The organism is Nocardioides scoriae (genome assembly GCF_900104965.1).
Taxonomy (GTDB): Bacteria; Actinomycetota; Actinomycetes; order Propionibacteriales; family Nocardioidaceae; genus Marmoricola; species Marmoricola scoriae.
The window spans coordinates 61668-82276 of the sequence record NZ_LT629757.1 but is presented as its reverse complement, the minus strand read 5'-3'; the positions used below and the strand labels follow the sequence as shown (position 1 = coordinate 82276).

Sequence of the window (20609 nt, the reverse complement as noted above, 5' to 3'; positions counted from 1 at the left end):
TCGCGTCTCAGGCGACGCGGATCGGGGCGTGCTCGGTGAGCCCGAGCGCGGTCTCCACCAGGGCCAGGAACCGGTCGGCGTCGCGGACCAGGTCGTCGGCCTCGCGCTCGGTCACGGCCCGCCGCGACCCCGCCTCGGCGGCGGCGCGCTTGGCGGCCCCCGCGGCGAAGAAGCTGGCCCACTCGCTGAGCTCGGGGGCCACCTCGGCGAGCAGCACCCAGGCGTTCTTCTGGGGACGTCGTCCCGTCGCGGTCGGGCGGGCCCGGGCGGCGAGCAGGGCAGCGGTCGCCCGCAGCGCCGAGACGTGGGCCTGGGCGTAGCGCTCGGGGACGTCGGTGCTGGTGATCGCCTCGCGCAGCGAGGTCGCCGCCCGGTCGAGGTAGGCGTGCGTGGCGGCCGGCAGGAAGGCCGGGGTGGCGAACGTCGTCATCTCCGGTCCCCCTCAGTCCATCGCCCGGACGAGCTGCCAGCTGCCGTCGGCCCAGCTGAAGACCAGGTCGAACACCCCGAACCCCGGGTCGGACCCGGCGGTGCGGGCGGCGGCGACGCGGCCCCGGGCCGCGGTCACCCGCCACACCTCCTGCTCGCGCAGCAGGTCGGATCCGGCCAGCGCCACCGCGCCGCCCTCGTCCCGCGCGGCCGGCCGGGACCACCAGGCCCCGGTCTCGACCCAGTGGGCCACCACCTCGCGCACCTGCCAGAGCCGTCCCCTCCACAGGAACTGCTCGGGGTCCTCGGTCGCGCCCTTGCGCACCTCCACCGGGTCGTCGTAACGCCGCACGTCGTGCTCCTCGTGTCGTCTCGCAGCCGTTCGACCCGCTGTCGGTGCCCCGGTGGAGGATGGGGGTCGAGGTCACCCCCCACCGGGGCAGTTGTTCGAACACGTGTTCGAACACCTTCAAGGTACACCTCCCCTCCGACAGCCCGTCAAGCCTCTGCGCGGCGAGGCCGGGACCTGCTCCCGCACCGCCCGGTACGGTGCCGTCGCATGAGCGACCACCCCTCCATCGCCCGCTTCCGCGCCGAGCTCGAGGCCCGGGGCGGCACCGGCGAGGTCCGCGTGCTGCCCGAGTCGGTCCACACCGCCGCGCTCGCCGCCGAGGCCCTGGGCTGCGAGGTCGGGGCGATCGCCAACAGCCTGCTGTTCGCGGTCCCCGCCCAGGACCCCCGCACGACCGGGGACCCCGACGGCACCGCGGACACCCCGCTGCTGCTGCTCACCAGCGGCGCGCACCGGGTCGACACCGCCGCGGTCGCCCGGCGGATCGGGGTGCCGGCGCTGCGCCGCGCCTCCCCCGAGTTCGTGCGGCGCCACACCGGCCAGGTGATCGGCGGTGTCTCCCCGATCGCCCACCCGGCGCCGGTGCCGACGTACCTCGACCCCTGGCTGCGGCGGCACCCCGTGGTCTGGGCCGCGGCCGGCCACCCCGCCGCGGTCTTCAGCACCACGGTCGAGGAGCTGCAGCGGATGACGGGAGCCGTCGAGGTCGACGTGGAGCCGGCCACCTAGGCGCCTGGGCACCACCACGCGGCCCCTAGGGTGACCGCCATGGCGCGGGTGGTGGTGGTCGGGGGCGGGTACGCCGGGCTCGCGAGCGCCGTCCGCCTGGCCAAGCTCGGCCACGACGTCACCCTGCTCGAGGCCGGCGACCGGCTCGGCGGCGCCCTCGGCCGGGTCGAGCGCGAGGGCTTCACCTGGGACGCCGGGCCCACCCACACGATGCTGCCCGCGGTGGTGCGCGACCTGTTCCGCAAGTCCGGCCGACCGCTGGAGCGCGAGCTCGACCTCGTGCCGGTGACACCGCTGCGCCGCCACGTCTTCGGCGACGGCTCGCAGGTCGACCTGCCCACCGGCCGGGGCGACCAGATGGCGGCGCTCGACGCCGCCCTCGGGTCGGGCTCCGGCGCTGCATGGTCGGCGTACGTCGACGCCTTCGCCGACGACTGGGACGCGCTGCGCCGCGACTGGTTCGAGCGGCCCTGGTCGCCCGAGCTCGCCGGCGAGCACGCCCGGGCCCTGCTCGGCACGCGGCTGACGCTGCACAAGGTGCTGCGGCGCTCCTTCAAGGACGAGCGGCTGCGCCTGGTGGCGGGCTTCGGCGCCACCCTCGAGGGGCACGACCTGCGCAACGTGCCGGCCTGGGTGGGGCTGTGGAGCTACGTCGAGCAGAACTTCGGGCTCTGGACCTCCCCGGGCGGCATGGCCGACGTCGCCGACGCGCTCGTCGCCCGGCTCCGCACCCGGCGCGTGGCCGTCGAGCTGTCCACCCCGGTGGTCGACCTCGAGGTGCGCGAGGGTCGGGTCGCGGGGGTGCGCACCACCTCCGGCACCGTGGACGCCGACGTGGTCGTGGTCGCCGCGGACCCCCGGCAGCTGCCGACCCTGGCCACCCACGTCCGGCGCACGATGCCGGCCATCCCACCGGTCCTGGCCCACCTCGGCGTGGTGGGCCCGGTCCCCGACCTGCCCCACGAGGTCGTCCTGCACGGCGACCCCCTGCTGGTGCTGCGGACCACCGGCGGCACCGCGCCCGACGGCGCCCACGCCTGGACCGTGCTGGGACGCGGTGCGCTCAGCGAGGACGTCGTCACGGCGCTCGCCCGGGCCGGGGTGCGCGTGCGCGACCAGGTCGAGGTCCGCGTCGACCGCTCGCCCCTGGAGCAGGTCACCACGTGGGGCGGGTCGCCGTACGGCGTGCTGTGGCAGGGCCGCAGCACGGTCGCCCGTCGCCTGGGCCCGCGCACCCCGGTGCCGGGCGTGTACGTCGCAGGCGCCAGCGCGACCCCCGGCGCCGGACTGCCCAGCGTCGGCCTCTCGGCCGCCCTGGTCGCCCAGGTCGTCGGTCCGGCCTGACCGGTCAGGCGCTGAGCGACAGCGCGGCCCAGATCTCGCGCGTGGCCCGGGAGCGGTTGAGCGTGTAGAAGTGCAGGCCGGGGGCGCCGCCGGCGAGCAGGTCGTCGCACAGCTCGGTGGCGATCGCGATGCCCTCGGCGCGCACCGCGGCGGGGTCGTCGGCGTGGGGCCGGATCCGGGCCTCGACCTCGGCCGGGATGTCACGGCCCGAGAGCTCGACCATCTTGGCCATCGAGGTCAGGCCGAGGATGGGCATGATGCCGGGCACGATCGGGAAGGTGACGCCGGCGTCCCGGGCCCGCTCGACGAGCCCGAGGTAGTCGGAGGCCCGCAGCACCATCTCGGTGACGGCGAACTCCGCCCCGGCGTCCTGCTTGGCCTTGAGCACGGCGACGTCGTCGTCGAGCGACGCCGCGTCGCGGTGGCCCTCGGGGAAGGCCGCGACACCGACGCACAGCTCGCTGCGGGCCCGGACCAGGGACACCAGGTCGGAGGCGTGGTCGACCCCGCCCTCGGTGCGCTCCCACGGGGTGCCCGGCCCGCCCGGCGGGTCGCCGCGCAGCGCCAGCACGTTGCGCACACCGGCGTCCTCGAGCGAGCCGAGGATGCGCTCGAGCTCGGTGGTGGTGTGCCCGATGCAGGTCAGGTGGGCCATCGGCAGGAGCGTGGTCTCCCGCGCGATCCGGCCGGTGATGGCCAGGGTGCGGTCACGGGTGGTGCCACCGGCGCCGTAGGTCACCGAGACGAAGGTCGGCCGCAGCGGCTCGAGCTCGCTGATGGAGCGCCACAGGACCTCCTCGCCGGCGGCGTCCTTCGGCGGGAAGAACTCGAAGGAGAAGGACCGGTCGCCGCTCGCGAGCAGATCGCCGATGCGCACAGGGGTGCCGGGCATGTCTCGAGGATACGGGGCTAGGGTCGCCCGATGAGCGCGCTGCACGCACGGTGGGACGCCGCCGCCTTCCGGTCGGACCTGGAGTCCACGCTCATCGGGTTCGTCGACGAGCAGGCCTCGTGGTTGACCGAGCTGGGGCCCGACGCGGACCGCCTCGTGGGCCACGCCCGCACCAGCGTCACCGGCGGCAAGCGCCTCCGGGCGGCCTTCGGCTGGTGGGGACACCACGCCGTCGCCGGCGCGCCCGCCGACGAGGACCGCGAGGCCCTGGTCCGGGCGTGCGGGGCACTCGAGCTGCTCCACGCCAGCGCCCTGGTCCACGACGACCTCATGGACGCCTCCGACACCCGCCGGGGCCACCCCTCGACGCACCGCGCGTTCGAGCAGCAGCACCGCGCCGACGGCTGGACCGGCAGCGCGCAGGAGTACGGCTCCGCCGCCGCGATCCTGCTCGGCGACCTGCTGCTCAGCTGGTCCGACGAGCTGCTCCGCACCTGTGGCCTGCCCGCCGAGCGGGTGCTGGACGCGCTGCGGTTCTTCGACCTCACCCGCAGCGAGGTCGTCACGGGCCAGTTCCTCGACGTGTCCGCCCAGGCCCGCGGCCGGGCCGACGTCGACACCGCGATGACCGTGCTGCGCTACAAGTCGGCGAAGTACTCCGTCGAGCGGCCCCTGCACGTCGGGGCGGCCCTCGGCGGGGCCGATGCCGACCAGGTCCGGGCGCTGACCCGCTTCGGGCTGCCGCTGGGCGAGGCGTTCCAGCTGCGCGACGACGTCCTCGGCGTCTTCGGCGATCCCGGGGCCACGGGCAAGCCCGCCGGCGACGACCTCGTGGAGGGCAAGCGCACCGTGCTGGTCGCCCTCGCCCTGGACGCGCTGCCGGCCGCACCCGCGCGGGTGCTCGACGAGGCGCTGGGCACCCCCCTCGACGGCGCCGCGGTCGACCGGCTGCGCGAGCTGATCCGCTCCAGCGGCGCGCTCGACCAGCTCGAGTCCGTGATCGAGCACCTGACCGGCACCGCGCTGGCCGCCCTGGAGGAGTCCGACCTGGACCCCGAGGCCCGCGTTGCGCTCGCCCGGCTCGCCGACGAGGCGACCCAGCGCACCGTGTGAGGCGCTAGAGCGACATCGCCTGCGCGCGGCGCTTGACCTCCGAGCCGCGGTTCTCCCGCAGCGCGTCGATGGGTCGGCCCGGCAGCGAGTCGTCGGGCGTGAAGAGGTACTCCATGACCTCGCGGTCGGTGTAGCCGCCGTCGCCGAGCACCGTCAGCAGGCCGGGCACGCCCTTGACGATCTCGCCGTCCATGAGCAGGGCCGCCGGCACCTGCTGGCCGGCGCGCGGCCGCGGCACGGCCGCGCACAGCTGCCGCTCGCGGATCAGCTGGCGGACCTTGCTCACGCTGACGCCGAGCTCGGCGGCGGCCTGCTTCCAGTCCAGCCAGTCGCCCACCAGGGCGTCGAGGGCAGCCTGCTGCTCCGCCTCCCGGGTGGTCTCGTCGTCCGGGCTGTCGGTGGTCGGGTGGAGGGTGTCGTCACTCACGACCCCATGGTCGCACCTCCCCGCGCCGGACCCCACACCCGGCGAATCCGACGTGCGCGGGCGGCGCCTCCCGGGCCCCGGGCCCTGCGACCCGTAAAGTGGCTGGTCAGTCGGGCTCTCTTCCCCACCCGCGCCGGAGGACACGTGGACCGCACAGACTCGCGCCTGACCGGCCGTGTCCTCGACGGGCGCTACCGGGTGGGCCGCACCATCGCGCGCGGCGGCATGGCGATGGTCTACGAGGCCACCGACCTGCGGCTGGACCGCCCCGTGGCCGTCAAGGTGATGCACGAGGGGCTGGCCGACGACCAGGAGTTCGTGCGCCGCTTCCAGCGCGAGGCGCGCTCGGCCGCCCGGCTGTCGCACCCCCACGCCGTGGCCGTGTTCGACACCGGCGACGACGACGGCACCCTGTTCCTCGTCATGGAGCTGGTCGACGGCCGCACCCTGCGCGACCTGATCCGCTCCGAGACGCCCGCCACCCCGGCGCGGGCGCTGGCCCTGGTCGAGCCGGTGCTCTCGGCCCTGGCGGCCGCCCACGCGGCGGGCATCGTGCACCGCGACGTCAAGCCCGAGAACGTCCTGCTCGCCGAGGACGGACGGGTCAAGGTCGCCGACTTCGGGCTCTCACGGGCCATCAACGCCGAGACCCAGCACACCGCGACCGGCGGCGTGCTCATCGGCACCGTGTCCTACCTCGCCCCCGAGCTGGTCGTCGACGGCACCGCCGACGCCCGCACCGACGTCTACGCGGCCGGCGTCGTGCTGTTCGAGCTGCTGACCGGCAGCAAGCCCCACCAGGCCGACAACCCGATCCAGGTCGCCTACAAGCACGTCCACGAGGACATCCCGGCCCCCTCGTCGCGCACCCCCGGCATCCCGGCGTACGTCGACGCGCTGGTCGCCCGCGCCACCGCCCGCGACGCCGCGCTGCGTCCCGCCGACGCGCAGGTGCTCCTCCAGCAGGTGCGTCGCGTCCGGCTCGCCGTCGAGGACGGCGTCACCGAGGACGCCGAGCTGACCGCCGACCTGCTGCCGCGCTCCTACGCCGGCCGCGGCTCCTCCCCGACCGAGGACCTCGACGCCTCCACCACCGACGAGCTGCCCGAGATCCTGGAGCCCGCCGAGCTCGTCGGCATCGCCGAGCTGGTCGGTGCCGGGAGCGCCGCGGGCGCCGTCGACGACCGCGAGCACACCCGCACCAGCTGGGAGCCCCTCGGGGGACACGCGCCGGGACCGGCGCGCGACGAGGCGGGTGTCTACGACCAGGAGCGCGACACCGTCGTCGCGACCGGCCCGGCCGCCCCGCTGCTGCCGCCCCGCCAGCGCCACCCCGTCGACGGCGGCCGTCCCGACCTGCCGCCCTCGCGCACCACGCCGACCCGCTCCCGGCGCGGACCGGTCGCGCTGCTGCTCGTGCTGGTGCTGGCCGTGGCCGCCGCGGCCGGCGGCTGGTGGTTCGGGATCGCCCGCTACACCGACGCCCCCGCGGTCCTCGGCCTGAGCCGCGCCGCCGCCGACGCCCGGCTCGACGACGCCGGGCTCAGCCTGCGGATCGCCGACCGGGTCTACTCCGAGACCGTGCCCCGGGGGATGGTCGTCTCGACCGATCCCGAGCCCGGCGGCCGGGTGCGCAAGGAGGGCACGGTCGGCGCCACCCTCTCGCTCGGCCCTGAGCGCCACGACGTGCCCGGCCTGCGCGGGAGCACCCTGGACGCCGCGCAGCAGCAGCTGCTCGACGCGAAGCTCGGCTACGGCGACGCGGTCGAGCGCTACAGCGACGACGTGCCGGAGGGCCAGGTGATCGCCTCCGACCCGGTGGCCGGCACGGCGCTGCGCCGCGACGCCGCGGTCGACCTCGTGGTGAGCCGGGGACCCCGCCCGATCAAGGTCGTCGACTGGACCGGCAAGGACGCCGACACGGCCGAGAAGTCGCTGACCTCCAAGGGCTTCGAGGTCACCCGCACCGAGGAGAACGACGACACCGTCGCGGCGGGCGACGTCATCCGCCAGTCCCCCGACTCCGGCACGCTGGTCAAGGGCGACGAGGTCGCGCTGGTCGTCTCCGAGGGCCCGGTCATGGTGCAGGTGCCCGACGTCGTCGGCGCCGGCGTCGACGCCGCCCAGGCGACCCTGGAGCGGGCCGGCTTCGAGGTCGAGGTGCAGCGCGCCAGCCTCTACATCGGCGTGCAGTACGTCGTGTCGACCGACCCCGGCGCCGGGAGCAGCGCCCCCCGCGGCAGCACCATCGTCATCAGCATCGTCTGATCCGACCACGCCCCCCGGGGCAGGTCACGATCGGGACTCGACCGTCCGGATGTCGATATCACCGTCCGTCATGCGGGACGGACCGTCCTAGCCTCGGATCATGGTCGTCGTCATGTCCCCGGACGCCACGGAGGAGCAGATCGCGCGCGTCACCGCGCGGGTCGAGGAGACCGGTGGGCAGGCGTTCGTCAGCCGGGGCGTGGTGCGCACGATCATCGGCCTCGTCGGTGACATCGACTCCTTCCACGGCCTCAACCTGCGCAGCATGCCCGGCGTGCAGGAGGTCTACCGGATCTCCGACCCCTACAAGCTGGTCAGCCGCCAGCACCACCCGGAGCGGTCGACGGTGCACGTCGGGCCCGCGGGCGCCGAGGTGGCGATCGGGCCGGGCACGTTCACGCTGCTGGCCGGGCCGTGCGCCGTCGAGTCGGCCCAGCAGACCCTGCAGGCGGCCGAGATGGCCAAGGCGGCCGGCGCCAAGCTGCTCCGCGGGGGTGCCTTCAAGCCGCGCACCTCGCCGTACGCCTTCCAGGGCCTGGGCCTCAAGGGCCTCGAGATCCTGGCCGACGTCGGCACCGCCACGGGCCTGCCGATCGTGACCGAGGTGGTCGACGCCCGCGACCTGGACGCGGTCGCCGAGCACGCCCACATGCTCCAGGTCGGCAGCCGCAACATGGGCAACTTCGGGCTGCTCCAGGCCGTGGGAGACGCCGGGCTGCCCGTGCTGCTGGAGCGCGGCGTCAACGCCACCGTCGAGGAGTGGCTGATGGCCGCGGAGTACGTCGCCCAGCGCGGCAACCTCGACGTCGTGCTGTGCGAGCGCGGCATCCGCACCTTCGAGCCGTCGACGAGCACCACCCTGGACATCTCCGCCGTCCCGGTCGTCCAGGCCACCAGCCACCTGCCGGTGATCGTCGACCCCTCGCACGCCGGCGGGCGGCGTGACCTGGTGGTCCCGCTCTCGCGGGCCGCCATCGCCGTGGGGGCCGACGGCATCGTCGTCGACGTGCACCCCGACCCCGAGCAGGCGCTGTGCGACGGCCCGCAGGCGCTGCACGGCCAGGAGCTGCGCGAGCTGGCCACGGCGTGCCGCAAGCTGCCCCCGGTCGTGGGCCGCCGGGTCTGACCCGGGTCCACGGCCAGGACGCCGCGCCTCAGGACAGCAACCGCCCCAGCACCTTCGCCGCCCGCTCGACCTCGGGCCGGCCGACGTCGAGGTGGGTCAGCATCCGCAGCTTGGTCGGGCCGACCGCACCGACCAGCACGCCCTCCTCGCGGGCCGCGGCGACGACCGCCGGGGCGTCGGGCACGTCGGCGACCACGATGTTGGTCTCGGTGAGCGCCGGGTCCTGGCCGCACGCCTCGGCGAGCAACCGCGCGTGCTCGTGGTCCTCGGCCAGCCGCTCGAGGTGGTGGTCGAGCGCGTGGAGCCCGGCGGCGGCGAGGACGCCGACCTGGCGCATCCCGCCGCCCATCCGCTTGCGGCGCACCCGCGCGACCTCGACCTGCTCGCGCGAGGCCAGCAGCAGCGACCCGATCGGGGCGCCGAGGCCCTTGGACAGGCACACGGCCATCACGTCGGCGGCCGCGCCGTAGGCGCGCAGCGGCGTGCCGGTGGCGACGTGGGCGTTCCAGATCCGGGCCCCGTCGACGTGGACGCCCACCCCGACCTCGTCGGCCCAGGTGCGCAGCGCCCGGACGTCCTCGATCGGGATCACCGTGCCCCCGGCGAAGTTGTGGGTGTTCTCGATCGCGATCGCGGTGGTCCGCACGAAGAACGGCCCCATGTCGGGGGCGTACATCTGCTGCACCGCGGCCAGGTCGAGCTGGCCGCGCTCGTGGATCCAGGTGCGGCTGGTGAGGCCGGTCAGCGCGCCGTGGGCGCCCAGCTCGGCCCGCAGCACGTGCGAGCGCGACTCGCACAGCACCTCCTCGCCGGGGCCGACCAGGGCCGCCACGGCGAGCACGTTGGCCATCGAGCCGGTCGGCGTGAACAGCGCCGCCTCGAAGCCGAACAGGTCGGCCACCCGCTCCTGGAGCAGGCGGACCGTGGGGTCCTCGTCGTAGACGTCGTCGCCGACCTCGGCCTCGGCCATGGCGCGGCGCATCGCCGCCGTGGGCCGGGTCACGGTGTCCGAGCGCAGGTCGACCAGGCCGGTGGGGTCGTTCATCGCAGCAGCTCCGGGGTGACCCACGCGCCGCCGAGGACGTGGTGGTCGAGGAAGGCGAAGACGGTGGCGTACCAGAGCTTCGCGTGGTTGGGCGTGAGCACCCAGTGGTTCTCGTCGGGGAAGTAGAGGAACTTGTGGGGCATCGAGCCGTCCTCGGCCTCGGCGCGCGCGGCCAGCTCGGCCCACAGCCGCAGGCCCTCCCCGATCGGCACGCGGTAGTCCTTGTCGCCGTGGATGACCAGGACCGGCGACACGACGTCGTCGACGAAGCGGTGCGGGGAGTTCTCCAGCGCCATCTGCTCGGTCATCTCGCGCGCCCAGTAGGACGGCATGTCGGTGGTGGGGCCGAACTGGTCGAGCGCCCACAGGCTGGCGTGGGTGACGATCGCGTCGAAGCGGTCGGTGTGCCCGGCCACCCAGTTGGCCATGTAGCCGCCGAAGGAGCCGCCCATCGCCGCGGTGCGGGTCTCGTCGACGTCGTCGCGGGCCACGGCCGCGTCGGTCGCCGCCATCAGGTCGGTGTAGGGCGCCGCGCCCCACGCGCCCCAGCCGCGGGCCACGAAGTCCAGGCCGTAGCCGGTCGAGAGCGCGGGGTCGGGCAGCAGCACGGCGTAGCCGCGCGACACGGCCAGCCAGGGGTTCCACCGCCAGGACCAGGCGTTCCACGAGCCGAGCGGGCCGCCGTGGATCCACAGCAGCAGCGGGGCAGGCGCGTCGGCCGAGGCACCCTCGGGCAGGCACAGCCACGAGCGCACCCGGGTGCCGTCCTCGGCGGTGGTCTCGACGTCGACCAGCCGGCCGGGCAGCGCCGGCGGCTCGGCGGGTCCGCGCAGCGGCACCGACTCCTGGTCGGGGGTGGTGGCGTCGAGGCGGACCGGCCGGGCGGGCTCGGCGTACGACGTGCGCAGGGCGTAGACGACCGCACCGTCGGGGCTGACCTGGACGTCGGAGTAGGCGAAGTCGTCGTGGGTCAGGCGGGTGAACTCCCCCGTGGCCACCTCGCAGCGGAAGACCGGCGAGCGGCCGTCCTCGTCGGCGTGGAGCAGCAGCGCCGTGCCGTCGGGGGTCCAGCGCAGCTCCCCGGCGGGCCAGTGGTCCCAGTCGCCGCTCAGGTCGCGCAGCTCGCCGCTGTCGAGGTCGAGCAGGACCAGCCGCTGGTCGCCCGGGTCGGTCGGGGTGGAGCGGACGTAGCGGACCAGGGCGGCGCGCTGGCCGTCGGGGCTGATCGAGGGCGAGGCGTACTCGGACTCGGGGTCGTCGAGCAGCAGCCGCTGCTCGCCGGTGGCGACGTCGACCCGGGCCAGGCCCTGGCGGAAGCCGCCGCGCTCGCGGACGTCCCACGACGTCAGCACGAAGGAGCCGTCGGGGCTCAGGTCCCAGGACCCCTCCGCGCCGGCGCTCTCCAGCGCCCGGCCGACCGCCGGGGTGAGGTCGCGCAGCTCGACGCGGGCGTCGTCGCCGGCGTCCGGCAGCGTGCCGCCGAACAGGCGCGGCGTCGCCGGCCCCAGGTCGTGGTCCCAGTAGCGGACGGGGGCGCTCTCGTGCAGGATCGCCGAGACCTTGCCCTCCTTGCGGGCCTTGCGGGTGGCCGCCTCGGACTCCTCGTCGGTCGAGGACGGGAAGGTCGAGGACAGCGTCACGAGGCCAGCGGTGGTGCGGGCGACGCGGACGCCGCCGATGCCCCCGGGCCGGGAGCCGACCACGCGCGCCTCGCCGCCGCCGGCGGGCAGCTGCCACAGCAGCGCCTGCTCGTCGTCGTCGTCGTCGGAGGCGGGGTCGGGACGGCCTGAGACGAACAGCACCGAGCCGTCGGGGGCGAAGGTCGCGCCGCCCTCGCCCTTGGCGCTGCGCGTCAGCCGGCGCGCCGGCCGCTCCCCCGTCGGGTCGACCTCCCACAGCGCGCTCACCCAGCGGGTGCGCTGGGGGTCGAGCGACTGGACGGAGGTGACGAGGCGGTCACCCGCGGGGGACAGCGCGAGACCACCGACCCGCGGCAGCGCGACGTAGGCGTCGAGGTCGTGCAGCGGGTCGGCGGTCGTCTCGTCGGACGGGCGGTCGGGGGGCGTGGGATCCGAGGGAGTCACCCGAAATGCCTATCACGCACCCCCGACCGCCGGTCGGGCGCGAGCTCCGCTCAGGCCGCGGTGAACCCCGCGGCCCGGTGGGTGTCGGGCACGGCCGGCGCGACCGGCTCCAGGGCGAGCGCGAGGATCTCCCCCACGTCGGCGACCGGTCGCACGTCCAGCGCCTCGAGCACCTCGGACGGGACGTCGTCGAGGTCGGCCTCGTTGCGCTGCGGGATGAAGACCGTGGTGGCCCCGGCCCGCTGCGCGGCGAGCAGCTTCTGCTTGACCCCGCCGATCGGCAGCACCCGGCCGTTGAGGGTGACCTCGCCGGTCATGGCCACCTCCGCCCGGACCGGTCGTCCGGTGGCGAGCGAGGCCAGCGCCGTCACCATGGTGACGCCGGCGGACGGCCCGTCCTTGGGCACCGCCCCGGCGGGCACGTGCAGGTGCAGGCTGCGGTCGAGCGGTGCCACGTCGATGTCGTGCTCGCTGCCGTGGGCGCGCAGGTAGGACAGCGCGATCGTCGCCGACTCCTTCATCACCTCGCCGAGCTGGCCGGTCAGGTGCAGGCCGCGCTCGCCGTCCATGGCCGAGGCCTCGATGAAGAGCACGTCACCGCCCGCACCGGTGACGGCGAGGCCGGTGGCGACGCCGGGCACCGAGGTGCGCTCGGCGGTCTCGGGCAGGAACCGCGGGCGGCCGAGGTAGTCGCGCAGCTCCGCGTCGCCGACGGCCACGGGGGCCTCGGTGCCGGACGCCAGCCGCGTCGCCACCTTGCGCAGCACCCGCGCCAGGCCGCGCTCCAGCTGTCGCACGCCCGCCTCGCGGGTGTACTGGCCCGCGATCGAGCGCAGCGCCTCGCCGCTCAGCACGACCTCGTCCTCGGACAGCGCAGCGCGCTCGAGCTGGCGCGGCAGCAGGTGGGTGCGCGCGATCGCGACCTTGTCGTCCTCGGTGTAGCCGTCCAGCGTGACGACCTCCATGCGGTCGAGCAGCGCGTCGGGGATCGACTCCAGGACGTTGGCGGTCGCCAGGAACACCACGTCGGACAGGTCGAGGTCGACCTCGAGGTAGTGGTCGCGGAAGGTGTGGTTCTGCGCGGGGTCGAGGACCTCGAGCAGCGCCGCGGCCGGGTCGCCGCGGTAGTCCGAGCCGACCTTGTCGATCTCGTCGAGCAGCACCACGGGGTTCATCGAGCCGGCCTCGGAGATCGCGCGGACGATGCGGCCGGGCAGCGCACCGACGTAGGTGCGCCGGTGGCCGCGGACCTCCGCCTCGTCGCGGACGCCACCCAGCGCCACGCGGACGAACCTGCGGCCCAGGGCGTGCGCCACGGACTCGCCGAGCGAGGTCTTGCCGACGCCGGGAGGACCGACCAGGGCGAGCACCGCCCCCGAGCCGCGACCGCCGACGACCTCGAGGCCGCGCTCGGCGCGGCGGGCGCGGACGGCCAGGAACTCGGTGATCCGGTCCTTGACGTCGTCGAGCCCGTGGTGGTCGGCGTCGAGCACGCTGCGGGCGGCCACGACGTCGGTCGTGTCGGTGGTGCGCACCGACCACGGCAGCTCCAGGACGGTGTCGAGCCAGGTGCGGATCCACCCGGCCTCGGGGCCCTGGTCGCTGGCGCGCTCGAGCTTGCCGACCTCGCGCAGCGCGGCGGCCCGCACGTCGTCGGGCAGGTCCGCGGCCTCGACGCGGCCGCGGTAGTCGTCGGCCCCCTCGGGCTCGTCCTCGCCCAGCTCCTTGCGGATCGCGGCCAGCTGCTCGCGCAGCAGGAACTCGCGCTGCCGCTTGTCCATGCCCTCGCGGACGTCCTCGCTGATCTTCTCGGTCACCTCGAGCTCGGCGAAGTGCTCGCGCGCCCAGGCCAGCACCCGGGTCAGGCGCTCCTCGACGTCGGGCGTCTCGAGCAGCTCGCGCTTCTGCTCGTCGGAGAGGTACGGCGCCCAGCCGGCCAGGTCGGCCAGCTCGGAGGGGTCGGTGATGCGCTGGACGTTGTCGATGACCTGCCACGCGTTGCGGCGCTGCAGGATCGCGATCACGACCTTGCGGTAGTCCTCGGCCAGCGCCGTCGCGGCCTCGTCGGCGGCGGCCTGCTCGACCGGCTCGGCCTCGACCCACAGCGCGGCACCGGGACCGGGCACGCCCGACCCGATCCGGGCGCGGTCGCCGGCCCGCAGCACGGCCACCGGCGCGCCGCCGGGCAGGCGACCGATCTGCTCGACGGTGGCGATGACGCCGTACGTCGGGTAGCGGTCGGCCAGCCGCGGCGCGAGCAGCAGCGTAGCCGGGGTGTCACCGTCGGCCGCGGCCCGCGCGGCGTCGACCACCGGACGGGTGTCGGCGTCGAGCTCGACCGGGACGACCATCCCGGGCAGCACCACGGTGTCGGCCAGGGACAGGAGCGGAAGGGTCTGCACATCGGTCATGCGAGGGTCCTCGATTCTTGAGTCTGATGTGCTCAACTTCGAGGATCGAAGCGGTGTTCCCGCCGGCGCGTCCGCCCAGAGCGAACGGGACCGGGGTCCCCCGACCGACCGGCAGCGGTCAGCCGAGCCCCAGCACCGCCATCGCCCGGTCGGCCATCTTGCGCTCGCCCAGGGCGTTGGGGTGCACGATCACCGGGTTGGTGGTGCCCACGACGGGCTCGATCCAGCGGGTGCCGAGGGGCTTGCAGGCGTCGTGGCCCTCGGAGACGCCGTCGAGGTCGACGTACGTCGAGCCGGTGGCCGCCGCGGCCCGGGCGACGGCGTCGTTGAGGGTGGCCTGGAGGCTGCGCAGGTAGGGCACGTCGCCGTCGGCGACGGGCAGCTGCGGGTAGCAGCGGCCGCTGGTCGGGACGATCCAGGGGTAGCCGAGGATCGCGACGCGGGCGTTGGGGGCCTTGGCCCGCACGTCCTGCAGCGCCTGCACCAGCGCGGGGTAGGTCGTGGTGCGGATGGTGTCCTCGAAGGAGCTGCCGTAGCGCCGCTCGCACGGGTTGCCGCGGCCGAGCGTCGTGGTGCCGGCGGCGCCGCACTTGGTGATGGCGCCGATGAACACGCCGCTGTCGTTGCCGCCGATCGTCATCGTCACCAGCTCGGTGCCGGCGCCGAGGGCGTCGAGCTGGGGCGCGATGCCCGGGCCCTGCGACTCGCGGTAGTCCTTGGTCTCGGCCGCCCCGCAGGTCACGTCGCGCAGCACCGCGCCGGTCCGGGCGGCGATGACGTGGGGGTAGTTGCGCGTCGAGCGCAGGCACGACGGCGGGGCCGTGGGGTCGAGCGGCAGCACGCCGGAGGCGGCGCTGTAGGAGTCGCCCAGCGCGACGTACGCCGTCCCGGGGGTGCCCGTGGTCGAGCTGGCGCCCGAGCCCGCGGTCGAGCCGGTGGCCGAGGAGGGGGCGGCGGTGACCAGGCCGGCGGTGAGCACCGACGCGGCGGTCAGGGACAGGGCGAGGAGTCGACGACGCATGGAGGGACCAACGGGTGGGAGCGCGAGGAGTTACGCCCGTCACACGGGCGCGGGACCGCGCTCAGGGCCGGGCGCGCTCCTCGGCGACCGCGTTGCCGCCGTCGACGACCAGGCACTGCCCCGTGACGTACGACGCCCCCGGCGAGCACAGGAACGCCACCGCGGCGGCCACCTCGTCGGGGTGCGCCCCGCGTCCCACGGGCGTGCGGCGGGCCTGGTCGGCCTCGTGCGGGGTCTGGCTGCCGGTCGCGATCCAGCCCGGGGCGACGGCGTTGGCCGTCACGCCGGCGGCCGCCTCGTCGACCGCGACCGCGCGGGCCAGGCCGACCAGGCCGGCCTTCGCCGCGGCGTACGCCGCCTCGCCGCGCATCGCCATGACCGGCCCGGTCACCGAGGCCACCACGACCACCCGGCCCCAGCCCGCACGACGCATGCCGGGGAGCACGGCGCGGGTGGTGAGGAACGCGGTGTCGAGGTTGCGGGCCAGCGACGCGTGCCACGCGGCGAGCGACACCTCGGTGGTGGTGCCGGACTCCGCACCGGTGTCCAGGGCGGGGACGGCGACGCTGGTCATGCCCGCGTTGGCGACGAGCACGGTGGGGGCGCCCAGCGCGTCGGTCACCTCGGCGACGGCCGCCGCCACCGCCTGCTCGTCGGTCAGGTCGGCCACGACGCCGACCGACCGCACGCCCGCGCGCCGCAGCTCCTCGGCGCGCTGGTGCACCCGGTCGGTGGTCGCGGCGACCGCGACGGCCGCGCCCATCGAGCCGAGCAGCCGGGCGGTGGCCAGGCCGATGCCGGTGGGCGACCCGGCGCCGGTCACCAGGGCGACCCGACCGGTGAGGTCGAAGGCACCGGCGGGCGGGGCCACGCTCACACGTTGCCGATGACCGAGGTGATCGCGATCCGCAGCGCCACCCGGGTGGGGTTCTCGCGCGGCTGGCGGTAGCGCTCGGCGTAGCGGCGGCAGGCCTCGGCCACGGCGTCCGGGTCGTCGAGGACCTCGGCCACGCCCTCGACCGTGGACCAGCGGCCCCGGTCGACCTGGCACACCGCCACCCGCGGGTCGCCGCCGGCGCGCAGGTTGGCGACCTTCTGCGAGGTGGCCGAGGTGATGCCCCAGGCGAAGCCGCCCGCGCCGTCGGAGGAGGGGTCGACCGCGATCCCCATCGGGACCACGTGGGGCGAGCCGTCGCGCCGCAGCGTGGTCACGGTGCACAGGTGGCGCTCGCGCCAGAACTCCAGGTGGTCGCCCACCAGGGCGTAGGTGCGGGGCACCTCAGGCCTTCCGGAGCATCTCCGCGACCAGGAACGCCAGCTCGAGGCTCTGCACCCGGTTGAGCCGCGGGTCGCAGACCGACTCGTAGCGGTCGGACAGGTCCGACTCGAGGACGTCCTCGCCGCCGCCGACGCACTCGGTGACGTCGTCACCGGTCAGCTCGACGTGGAGGCCGCCGGGCCAGGTGCCGACGGAGCGGTGCACGTCGAAGAAGCCCTGGACCTCCTCGATGACGTCCTCGAAGCGACGGGTCTTGTAGCCCGAGGAGGCCTCGAAGGTGTTGCCGTGCATCGGGTCGCAGACCCACGCGACCTCGACGCCCGCGGCGTGCACCTTCTCCAGCAGCGGCGGCAGGTGCTCGCGGATCTTGCCCGCGCCCATGCGGGTGATGAAGGTGAGCCGGCCCTGCTCGTTGGTCGGGTTGAGCTTGGCGGCCAGCGCGATCGCGTCGTCGGCGCTCGTGGTGGGCCCGAGCTTGACGCCGATCGGGTTGGCGATGCGGCTCATCATCTCGACGTGCGCGCCGTCGAGCTGGCGGGTGCGCTCGCCGATCCACACGAAGTGGCCCGAGACGTCGTAGGGCAGCTGGGTGCGGCTGTCGATGCGGGTCAGGGCGTGCTCGTACTCCAGCACCAGCGCCTCGTGGCTGGAGTGGAAGTCGACCCGGCGCAGCTCCTCGACGTCGACGCCGATGGCCTCCATGAAGGACATCGCCTTGTCGATCTCGGCGGCGAGCTGCTCGTAGCGGCGGCCCACCTCGGACCCGAGGACGAAGTCGGTGTTCCAGGTGTGCACCTGGCGCAGGTCGGCGTAGCCGCCGGTGACGAAGGCGCGCACCAGGTTGAGGGTGGCGGCCGAGGAGTTGTAGACGTCGACCAGCCGCTGCGGGTCGGGGACCCGCGACGCCTCGGTGAACTCGAACCCGTTGACCGCGTCGCCGCGGTAGGCCGGCAGCGTGACGCCGTCGCGGGTCTCCAGGTCCGAGGACCGCGGCTTGGCGTACTGCCCGGCCAGGCGGCCCAGCTTCACGACCGGCACCGAGGCGGCGTACGTCAGCACGACGGCCATCTGGAGCAGCACGCGCAGCTTGTTGCGCACGTTGTCGGCCGTCACGCCGTCGAAGGTCTCCGCGCAGTCACCGCCCTGGAGCAGGAACGCCTCCCCGCGCGTGACCGCGGCCAGCTTGGCCTTGAGGTCGTCGCACTCGCCGGCGAAGACCAGCGGCGGCATCTTGCGCAGCTTGGCCACCGCCGCGTCGACGGACGCGCGGTCGGGGTAGGTGGGCTGCTGGGCGGGGCCCAGCGCGTGGAGCTCGGCGAGCGTGGGGACGGACTGACCAGACACCGCACAAGGGTACGGCGCGCCGACCGCCCGGCCGAACCGGCGTCGTCCGGTGGACCTCCCCGGGTCAGCCGCCGAGCTGGCTGACGTCCTCGAACTGGGTCGGGTCGGTGCCGGTCAGCTTGTTGACCACGACGGTGACCGCCCAGAGCGCGACGCCGAGCGCCAGCAGGCCGCCGGCGATCTGGTACTGGATCATGTCGGCCTCCAGCCGCGCCCACGGGCCGAGCAGGTAGGCGCACGAGAGGGCACCGATGACCGGCACGACCGTGGGGGCGCGGAAGTGGCCCTCCGGGGTGGGGTCGCGGCGCAGCACCAGCACGGTCACGTTGACGATGGTGAACACCGCGAGCAGCAGCAGCGCGGTGGTGCCCGACAGGGCGGCCACGACGGTGTTCTCCGCCTGCAGCCGGACCACCACGATCAGCACGAGCGCGAGCGTCGTGGTGAAGGCGATCGCGGCCCAGGGCGCCCGGCTGCGCTTGGAGACCTTGCCCAGCGCCTTGGGCAGCACCTGCTGGCTGGCCATGCCGTAGACCAGCCGGCTGGCCATGAGCATGTTGATGAGGGCGGTGTTGGCGACCGCGAAGACCGTGAGGAACGGGAAGATGCTGTCGATCGGCAGGTTGGGGGCGCCCACCCGGACGACGTCGAGCAGGATGCCGGCCTCGGGGTTCTGCGGGTTGGCGATGTCGCCGGCGGGGATCACGGCGACGACCGAGACGGCCACCAGCATGTAGATCAGCACCGCGATGCCGAGCCCGGTGAACATCATCCGCGGGAAGATCCGGGCCGGGTCCTTGGTCTCCTCGACCATGTTGACCGAGTCCTCGAAGCCGACCATCGAGAAGAACGCGATGGCCGTCGCCACGGTGACGGCCGCGAACAGGCCCTTGTCGTCGGGGTTCTCGAAGACGGTGATCCGGTCGAGCGCGCCGTTGCCGCCGCCGATGGCCACGAAGCCGATGGCGATGACGATGGCCAGTGCGGTCATCTCGATCAGGGTGAGCACGACGTTGAACTTCACGCTCTCCCCCACGCCGCGCAGGTTGATCAGCGCGAGCACGACCATGAAGGCCAGCGCCACCAGCAGGGTGGCGGTGTCACCGGTCGGCACCGCCCCGGAGATCTCGTTGAGCCCGATCAGCAGGTTGCTCGACAGCAGCCCCGACGACGTCGAGGCGCTGGTGATGCCCGAGGCCATCACGGTGAAGGCCACCAGGAAGGTCACGAAGTGGATGCCGAAGGCCTTGTGCGTGTAGAGCGCGGCGCCGGCGGCCCGGGGGTACTTGCACACCAGCTCGAGGTAGGAGAACGCCGTCAGCGTGGCGACCGCGAACGCCACCAGGAAGGGCAGCCAGGCGATGCCGCCGACCTGGCCCGCGAGGCGGCCGGTCACGGCGTACACGCCCGCGCCCAGGATGTCGCCGACGATGAACAGCAGCAGCAAGCCGGGACCCATCACCCGCTTGAGGTCGGGCTGGTCCTCGGTGCTCTGCTCGGACGTGGTGCTGGACATGGCGACCTCCGTGACGACGTCTGGTCATCGTGGACCACGACGCGCCCGACGACCAGTACCTGCACGCACGACGCGCGGAGACGTCACACGGGCGAAACCTGGTGCGCCACCGACCGTCGTGCCCCCGGGGGACCCGACCGCCGGCTCAGCCGAAGAAGACCTCGGCCTCGGCGTACTCCTGGGGGTCGACGAGCTTGAGCTCGCCGGTGCCCTCGATGAGCGGGACGCGCTCGATGCGGGTGCCGCGCAGCGCCATCATCGTGCCGAAGTCGCCGTCGTGGACGGCGTCGATGGCGTGCAGGCCGAAGCGGGTGGCCAGCCAGCGGTCGAAGGCGGTCGGGGTGCCGCCGCGCTGGACGTGGCCGAGCACGACCGCGCGGGCCTCCTTGCCGGTGCGGTGCTCGATCTCGCTGGCGAGCCGGTCGCCGATGCCGCCGAGGCGGACGTGGCCGAAGGCGTCCTTCTCCCCCGACACCAGGCTCATCTCGCCGCCCTCCACCGGCACGGCGCCCTCGGACACGACGAGGATCGGGGCGTAGTGGTCCTCGAAGCGGCGCTCGACCAGCGCGCAGACCTGCTCGATGTCGAAGGGCTTCTCGGGGATCAGCACCACGTTGGCGCCGCCGGACATGCCGGCGTGCAGCGCGATCCAGCCGGCGTGGCGGCCCATCACCTCGACGACGAGCACCCGGTGGTGGGACTCGGCGGTGGTGTGGAGCCGGTCGATCGCCTCCATGGCGATGTTGACGGCCGTGTCGAAGCCGAAGGTGAAGTCGGTGGCGTTGAGGTCGTTGTCGATCGTCTTGGGCACGCCCACGACCTGGACGCCGAGGTCGTGCAGCTTCGTGGCCACGCCCAGGGTGTCCTCGCCGCCGATGGCGATGAGCGCGTCGACGCCGAGGTCGGCGAGGTTGGCCTTGATCTTCTCGACCCCGCCCTCGACCTTGAACGGGTTGGTGCGCGAGGAGCCGAGGATGGTGCCGCCGCGGGGCAGGATGCCGCGCACCTGCGGGATGCCGAGCTCGGTGGTGACGCCCTCGAGGGGGCCCTTCCAGCCGTCGCGGAAGCCGACGAACTCGTAGCCGTACTCCTTGACGCCCTTGCGGACGACGGCCCGGATGACGGCGTTGAGGCCGGGGCAGTCGCCCCCGCCGGTGAGCACTCCGACGCGCATGTGGACTCCTGGTGGTGGCGGGGGTGAGCAGGCCCGGCCCATCCTGCCCCACGCG

The 20609-nt window shown here is 74.5% G+C and carries 18 protein-coding genes; 5 read left to right on the top strand and 13 right to left on the bottom strand.

Annotation, left to right across the window (positions count from 1 at the left end):
• Nucleotides 1-7 precede the first annotated feature (7 nt).
• Together BLU55_RS00340 and BLU55_RS00335 are read right to left on the bottom strand one after the other, a co-directional pair.
• Entirely contained in the window at nt 8-430 is a 423-nt protein-coding gene (locus BLU55_RS00340; protein ID WP_091725012.1) for an SAV_6107 family HEPN domain-containing protein, read from the bottom strand.
• Nucleotides 431-442: 12 nt separating this feature from the next.
• Nucleotides 443-781: a DUF6504 family protein gene (locus tag BLU55_RS00335; protein ID WP_091725010.1), complete on the bottom strand. Its 339-nt coding sequence runs from the start codon at nt 779-781 to the stop codon at nt 443-445.
• A gap of 207 nt (nt 782-988) precedes the next feature.
• On the opposite strand from BLU55_RS00335, the gene BLU55_RS00330 reads away from it, so the two are divergent.
• Together BLU55_RS00330 and BLU55_RS00325 are read left to right on the top strand one after the other, a co-directional pair.
• The gene (locus BLU55_RS00330) at nt 989-1510 is read left to right on the top strand and encodes a YbaK/EbsC family protein (RefSeq protein WP_091725009.1); all 522 of its coding nucleotides are present in this window, start codon (nt 989-991) and stop codon (nt 1508-1510) included.
• 39 nt (nt 1511-1549) lie between these two features.
• Complete coding sequence (locus BLU55_RS00325) at nt 1550-2854, top strand: phytoene desaturase family protein (RefSeq protein ID WP_091725007.1); 1305 nt, start codon at nt 1550-1552, stop codon at nt 2852-2854.
• Nucleotides 2855-2858: 4 nt separating this feature from the next.
• On the opposite strand, the gene metF is transcribed toward BLU55_RS00325, so the two are convergent.
• On the bottom strand, nt 2859-3746 hold the full coding sequence (gene metF, locus BLU55_RS00320) for a methylenetetrahydrofolate reductase [NAD(P)H] (protein WP_091725005.1): 888 nt from the start codon (nt 3744-3746) through the stop codon (nt 2859-2861).
• A 30-nt stretch (nt 3747-3776) separates the two neighbouring features.
• Between metF and BLU55_RS00315 the strand changes: the two genes are divergently transcribed.
• A complete protein-coding gene (locus tag BLU55_RS00315) occupies nt 3777-4859 on the top strand; it encodes a polyprenyl synthetase family protein (RefSeq protein WP_091725003.1) in 1083 nt (360 codons plus the stop codon).
• 4 nt (nt 4860-4863) lie between these two features.
• On the opposite strand, the gene BLU55_RS00310 is transcribed toward BLU55_RS00315, so the two are convergent.
• Nucleotides 4864-5286 carry an Rv2175c family DNA-binding protein gene (locus BLU55_RS00310; protein ID WP_172833836.1) on the bottom strand — a complete coding sequence of 141 codons (423 nt, stop codon included), beginning with the start codon at nt 5284-5286 and terminating at the stop codon, nt 4864-4866.
• A gap of 144 nt (nt 5287-5430) precedes the next feature.
• On the opposite strand from BLU55_RS00310, the gene BLU55_RS00305 reads away from it, so the two are divergent.
• Nucleotides 5431-7554, top strand: coding sequence for a Stk1 family PASTA domain-containing Ser/Thr kinase (locus BLU55_RS00305; protein WP_231916979.1), 2124 nt, complete (start codon nt 5431-5433; stop codon nt 7552-7554).
• Between the two features lie 100 nt (nt 7555-7654).
• On the top strand, nt 7655-8680 hold the full coding sequence (gene aroF, locus BLU55_RS00300; RefSeq protein WP_091725000.1) for a 3-deoxy-7-phosphoheptulonate synthase: 1026 nt from the start codon (nt 7655-7657) through the stop codon (nt 8678-8680).
• Nucleotides 8681-8708: 28 nt separating this feature from the next.
• Here aroF and BLU55_RS00295 read toward each other — a convergent pair whose 3' ends face one another.
• From BLU55_RS00295 to BLU55_RS00255, 9 genes are all read right to left on the bottom strand, one after another.
• A complete protein-coding gene (locus BLU55_RS00295; protein WP_231916978.1) occupies nt 8709-9725 on the bottom strand; it encodes a threonine aldolase family protein in 1017 nt (338 codons plus the stop codon).
• Complete coding sequence (locus BLU55_RS00290) at nt 9722-11809, bottom strand: S9 family peptidase (RefSeq protein ID WP_172833835.1); 2088 nt, start codon at nt 11807-11809, stop codon at nt 9722-9724. The genes BLU55_RS00295 and BLU55_RS00290 overlap by 4 nt, the downstream gene beginning before the upstream one ends.
• 50 nt (nt 11810-11859) lie before the next feature.
• Nucleotides 11860-14220 (bottom strand): endopeptidase La, encoded by a 2361-nt coding sequence (lon, locus tag BLU55_RS00285; protein WP_091724999.1) that lies wholly within the window; start codon nt 14218-14220, stop codon nt 11860-11862.
• A 118-nt stretch (nt 14221-14338) separates the two neighbouring features.
• Entirely contained in the window at nt 14339-15241 is a 903-nt protein-coding gene (locus BLU55_RS00280) for an SGNH/GDSL hydrolase family protein (protein ID WP_091724997.1), read from the bottom strand.
• Between the two features lie 61 nt (nt 15242-15302).
• Complete coding sequence (locus tag BLU55_RS00275) at nt 15303-16112, bottom strand: SDR family NAD(P)-dependent oxidoreductase (RefSeq protein WP_091724996.1); 810 nt, start codon at nt 16110-16112, stop codon at nt 15303-15305.
• Between the two features lie 2 nt (nt 16113-16114).
• Nucleotides 16115-16519, bottom strand: coding sequence for a PPOX class F420-dependent oxidoreductase (locus BLU55_RS00270; RefSeq protein WP_091724994.1), 405 nt, complete (start codon nt 16517-16519; stop codon nt 16115-16117).
• A gap of 1 nt (nt 16520) precedes the next feature.
• The gene (locus BLU55_RS00265) at nt 16521-17864 is read right to left on the bottom strand and encodes a class II 3-deoxy-7-phosphoheptulonate synthase (RefSeq protein WP_091724992.1); all 1344 of its coding nucleotides are present in this window, start codon (nt 17862-17864) and stop codon (nt 16521-16523) included.
• A 64-nt stretch (nt 17865-17928) separates the two neighbouring features.
• Nucleotides 17929-19380, bottom strand: coding sequence for an APC family permease (locus BLU55_RS00260; protein ID WP_091724991.1), 1452 nt, complete (start codon nt 19378-19380; stop codon nt 17929-17931).
• Between the two features lie 145 nt (nt 19381-19525).
• Entirely contained in the window at nt 19526-20554 is a 1029-nt protein-coding gene (locus BLU55_RS00255) for a 6-phosphofructokinase (RefSeq protein WP_091724989.1), read from the bottom strand.
• Between the last annotated feature and the right edge of the window lie 55 nt (nt 20555-20609).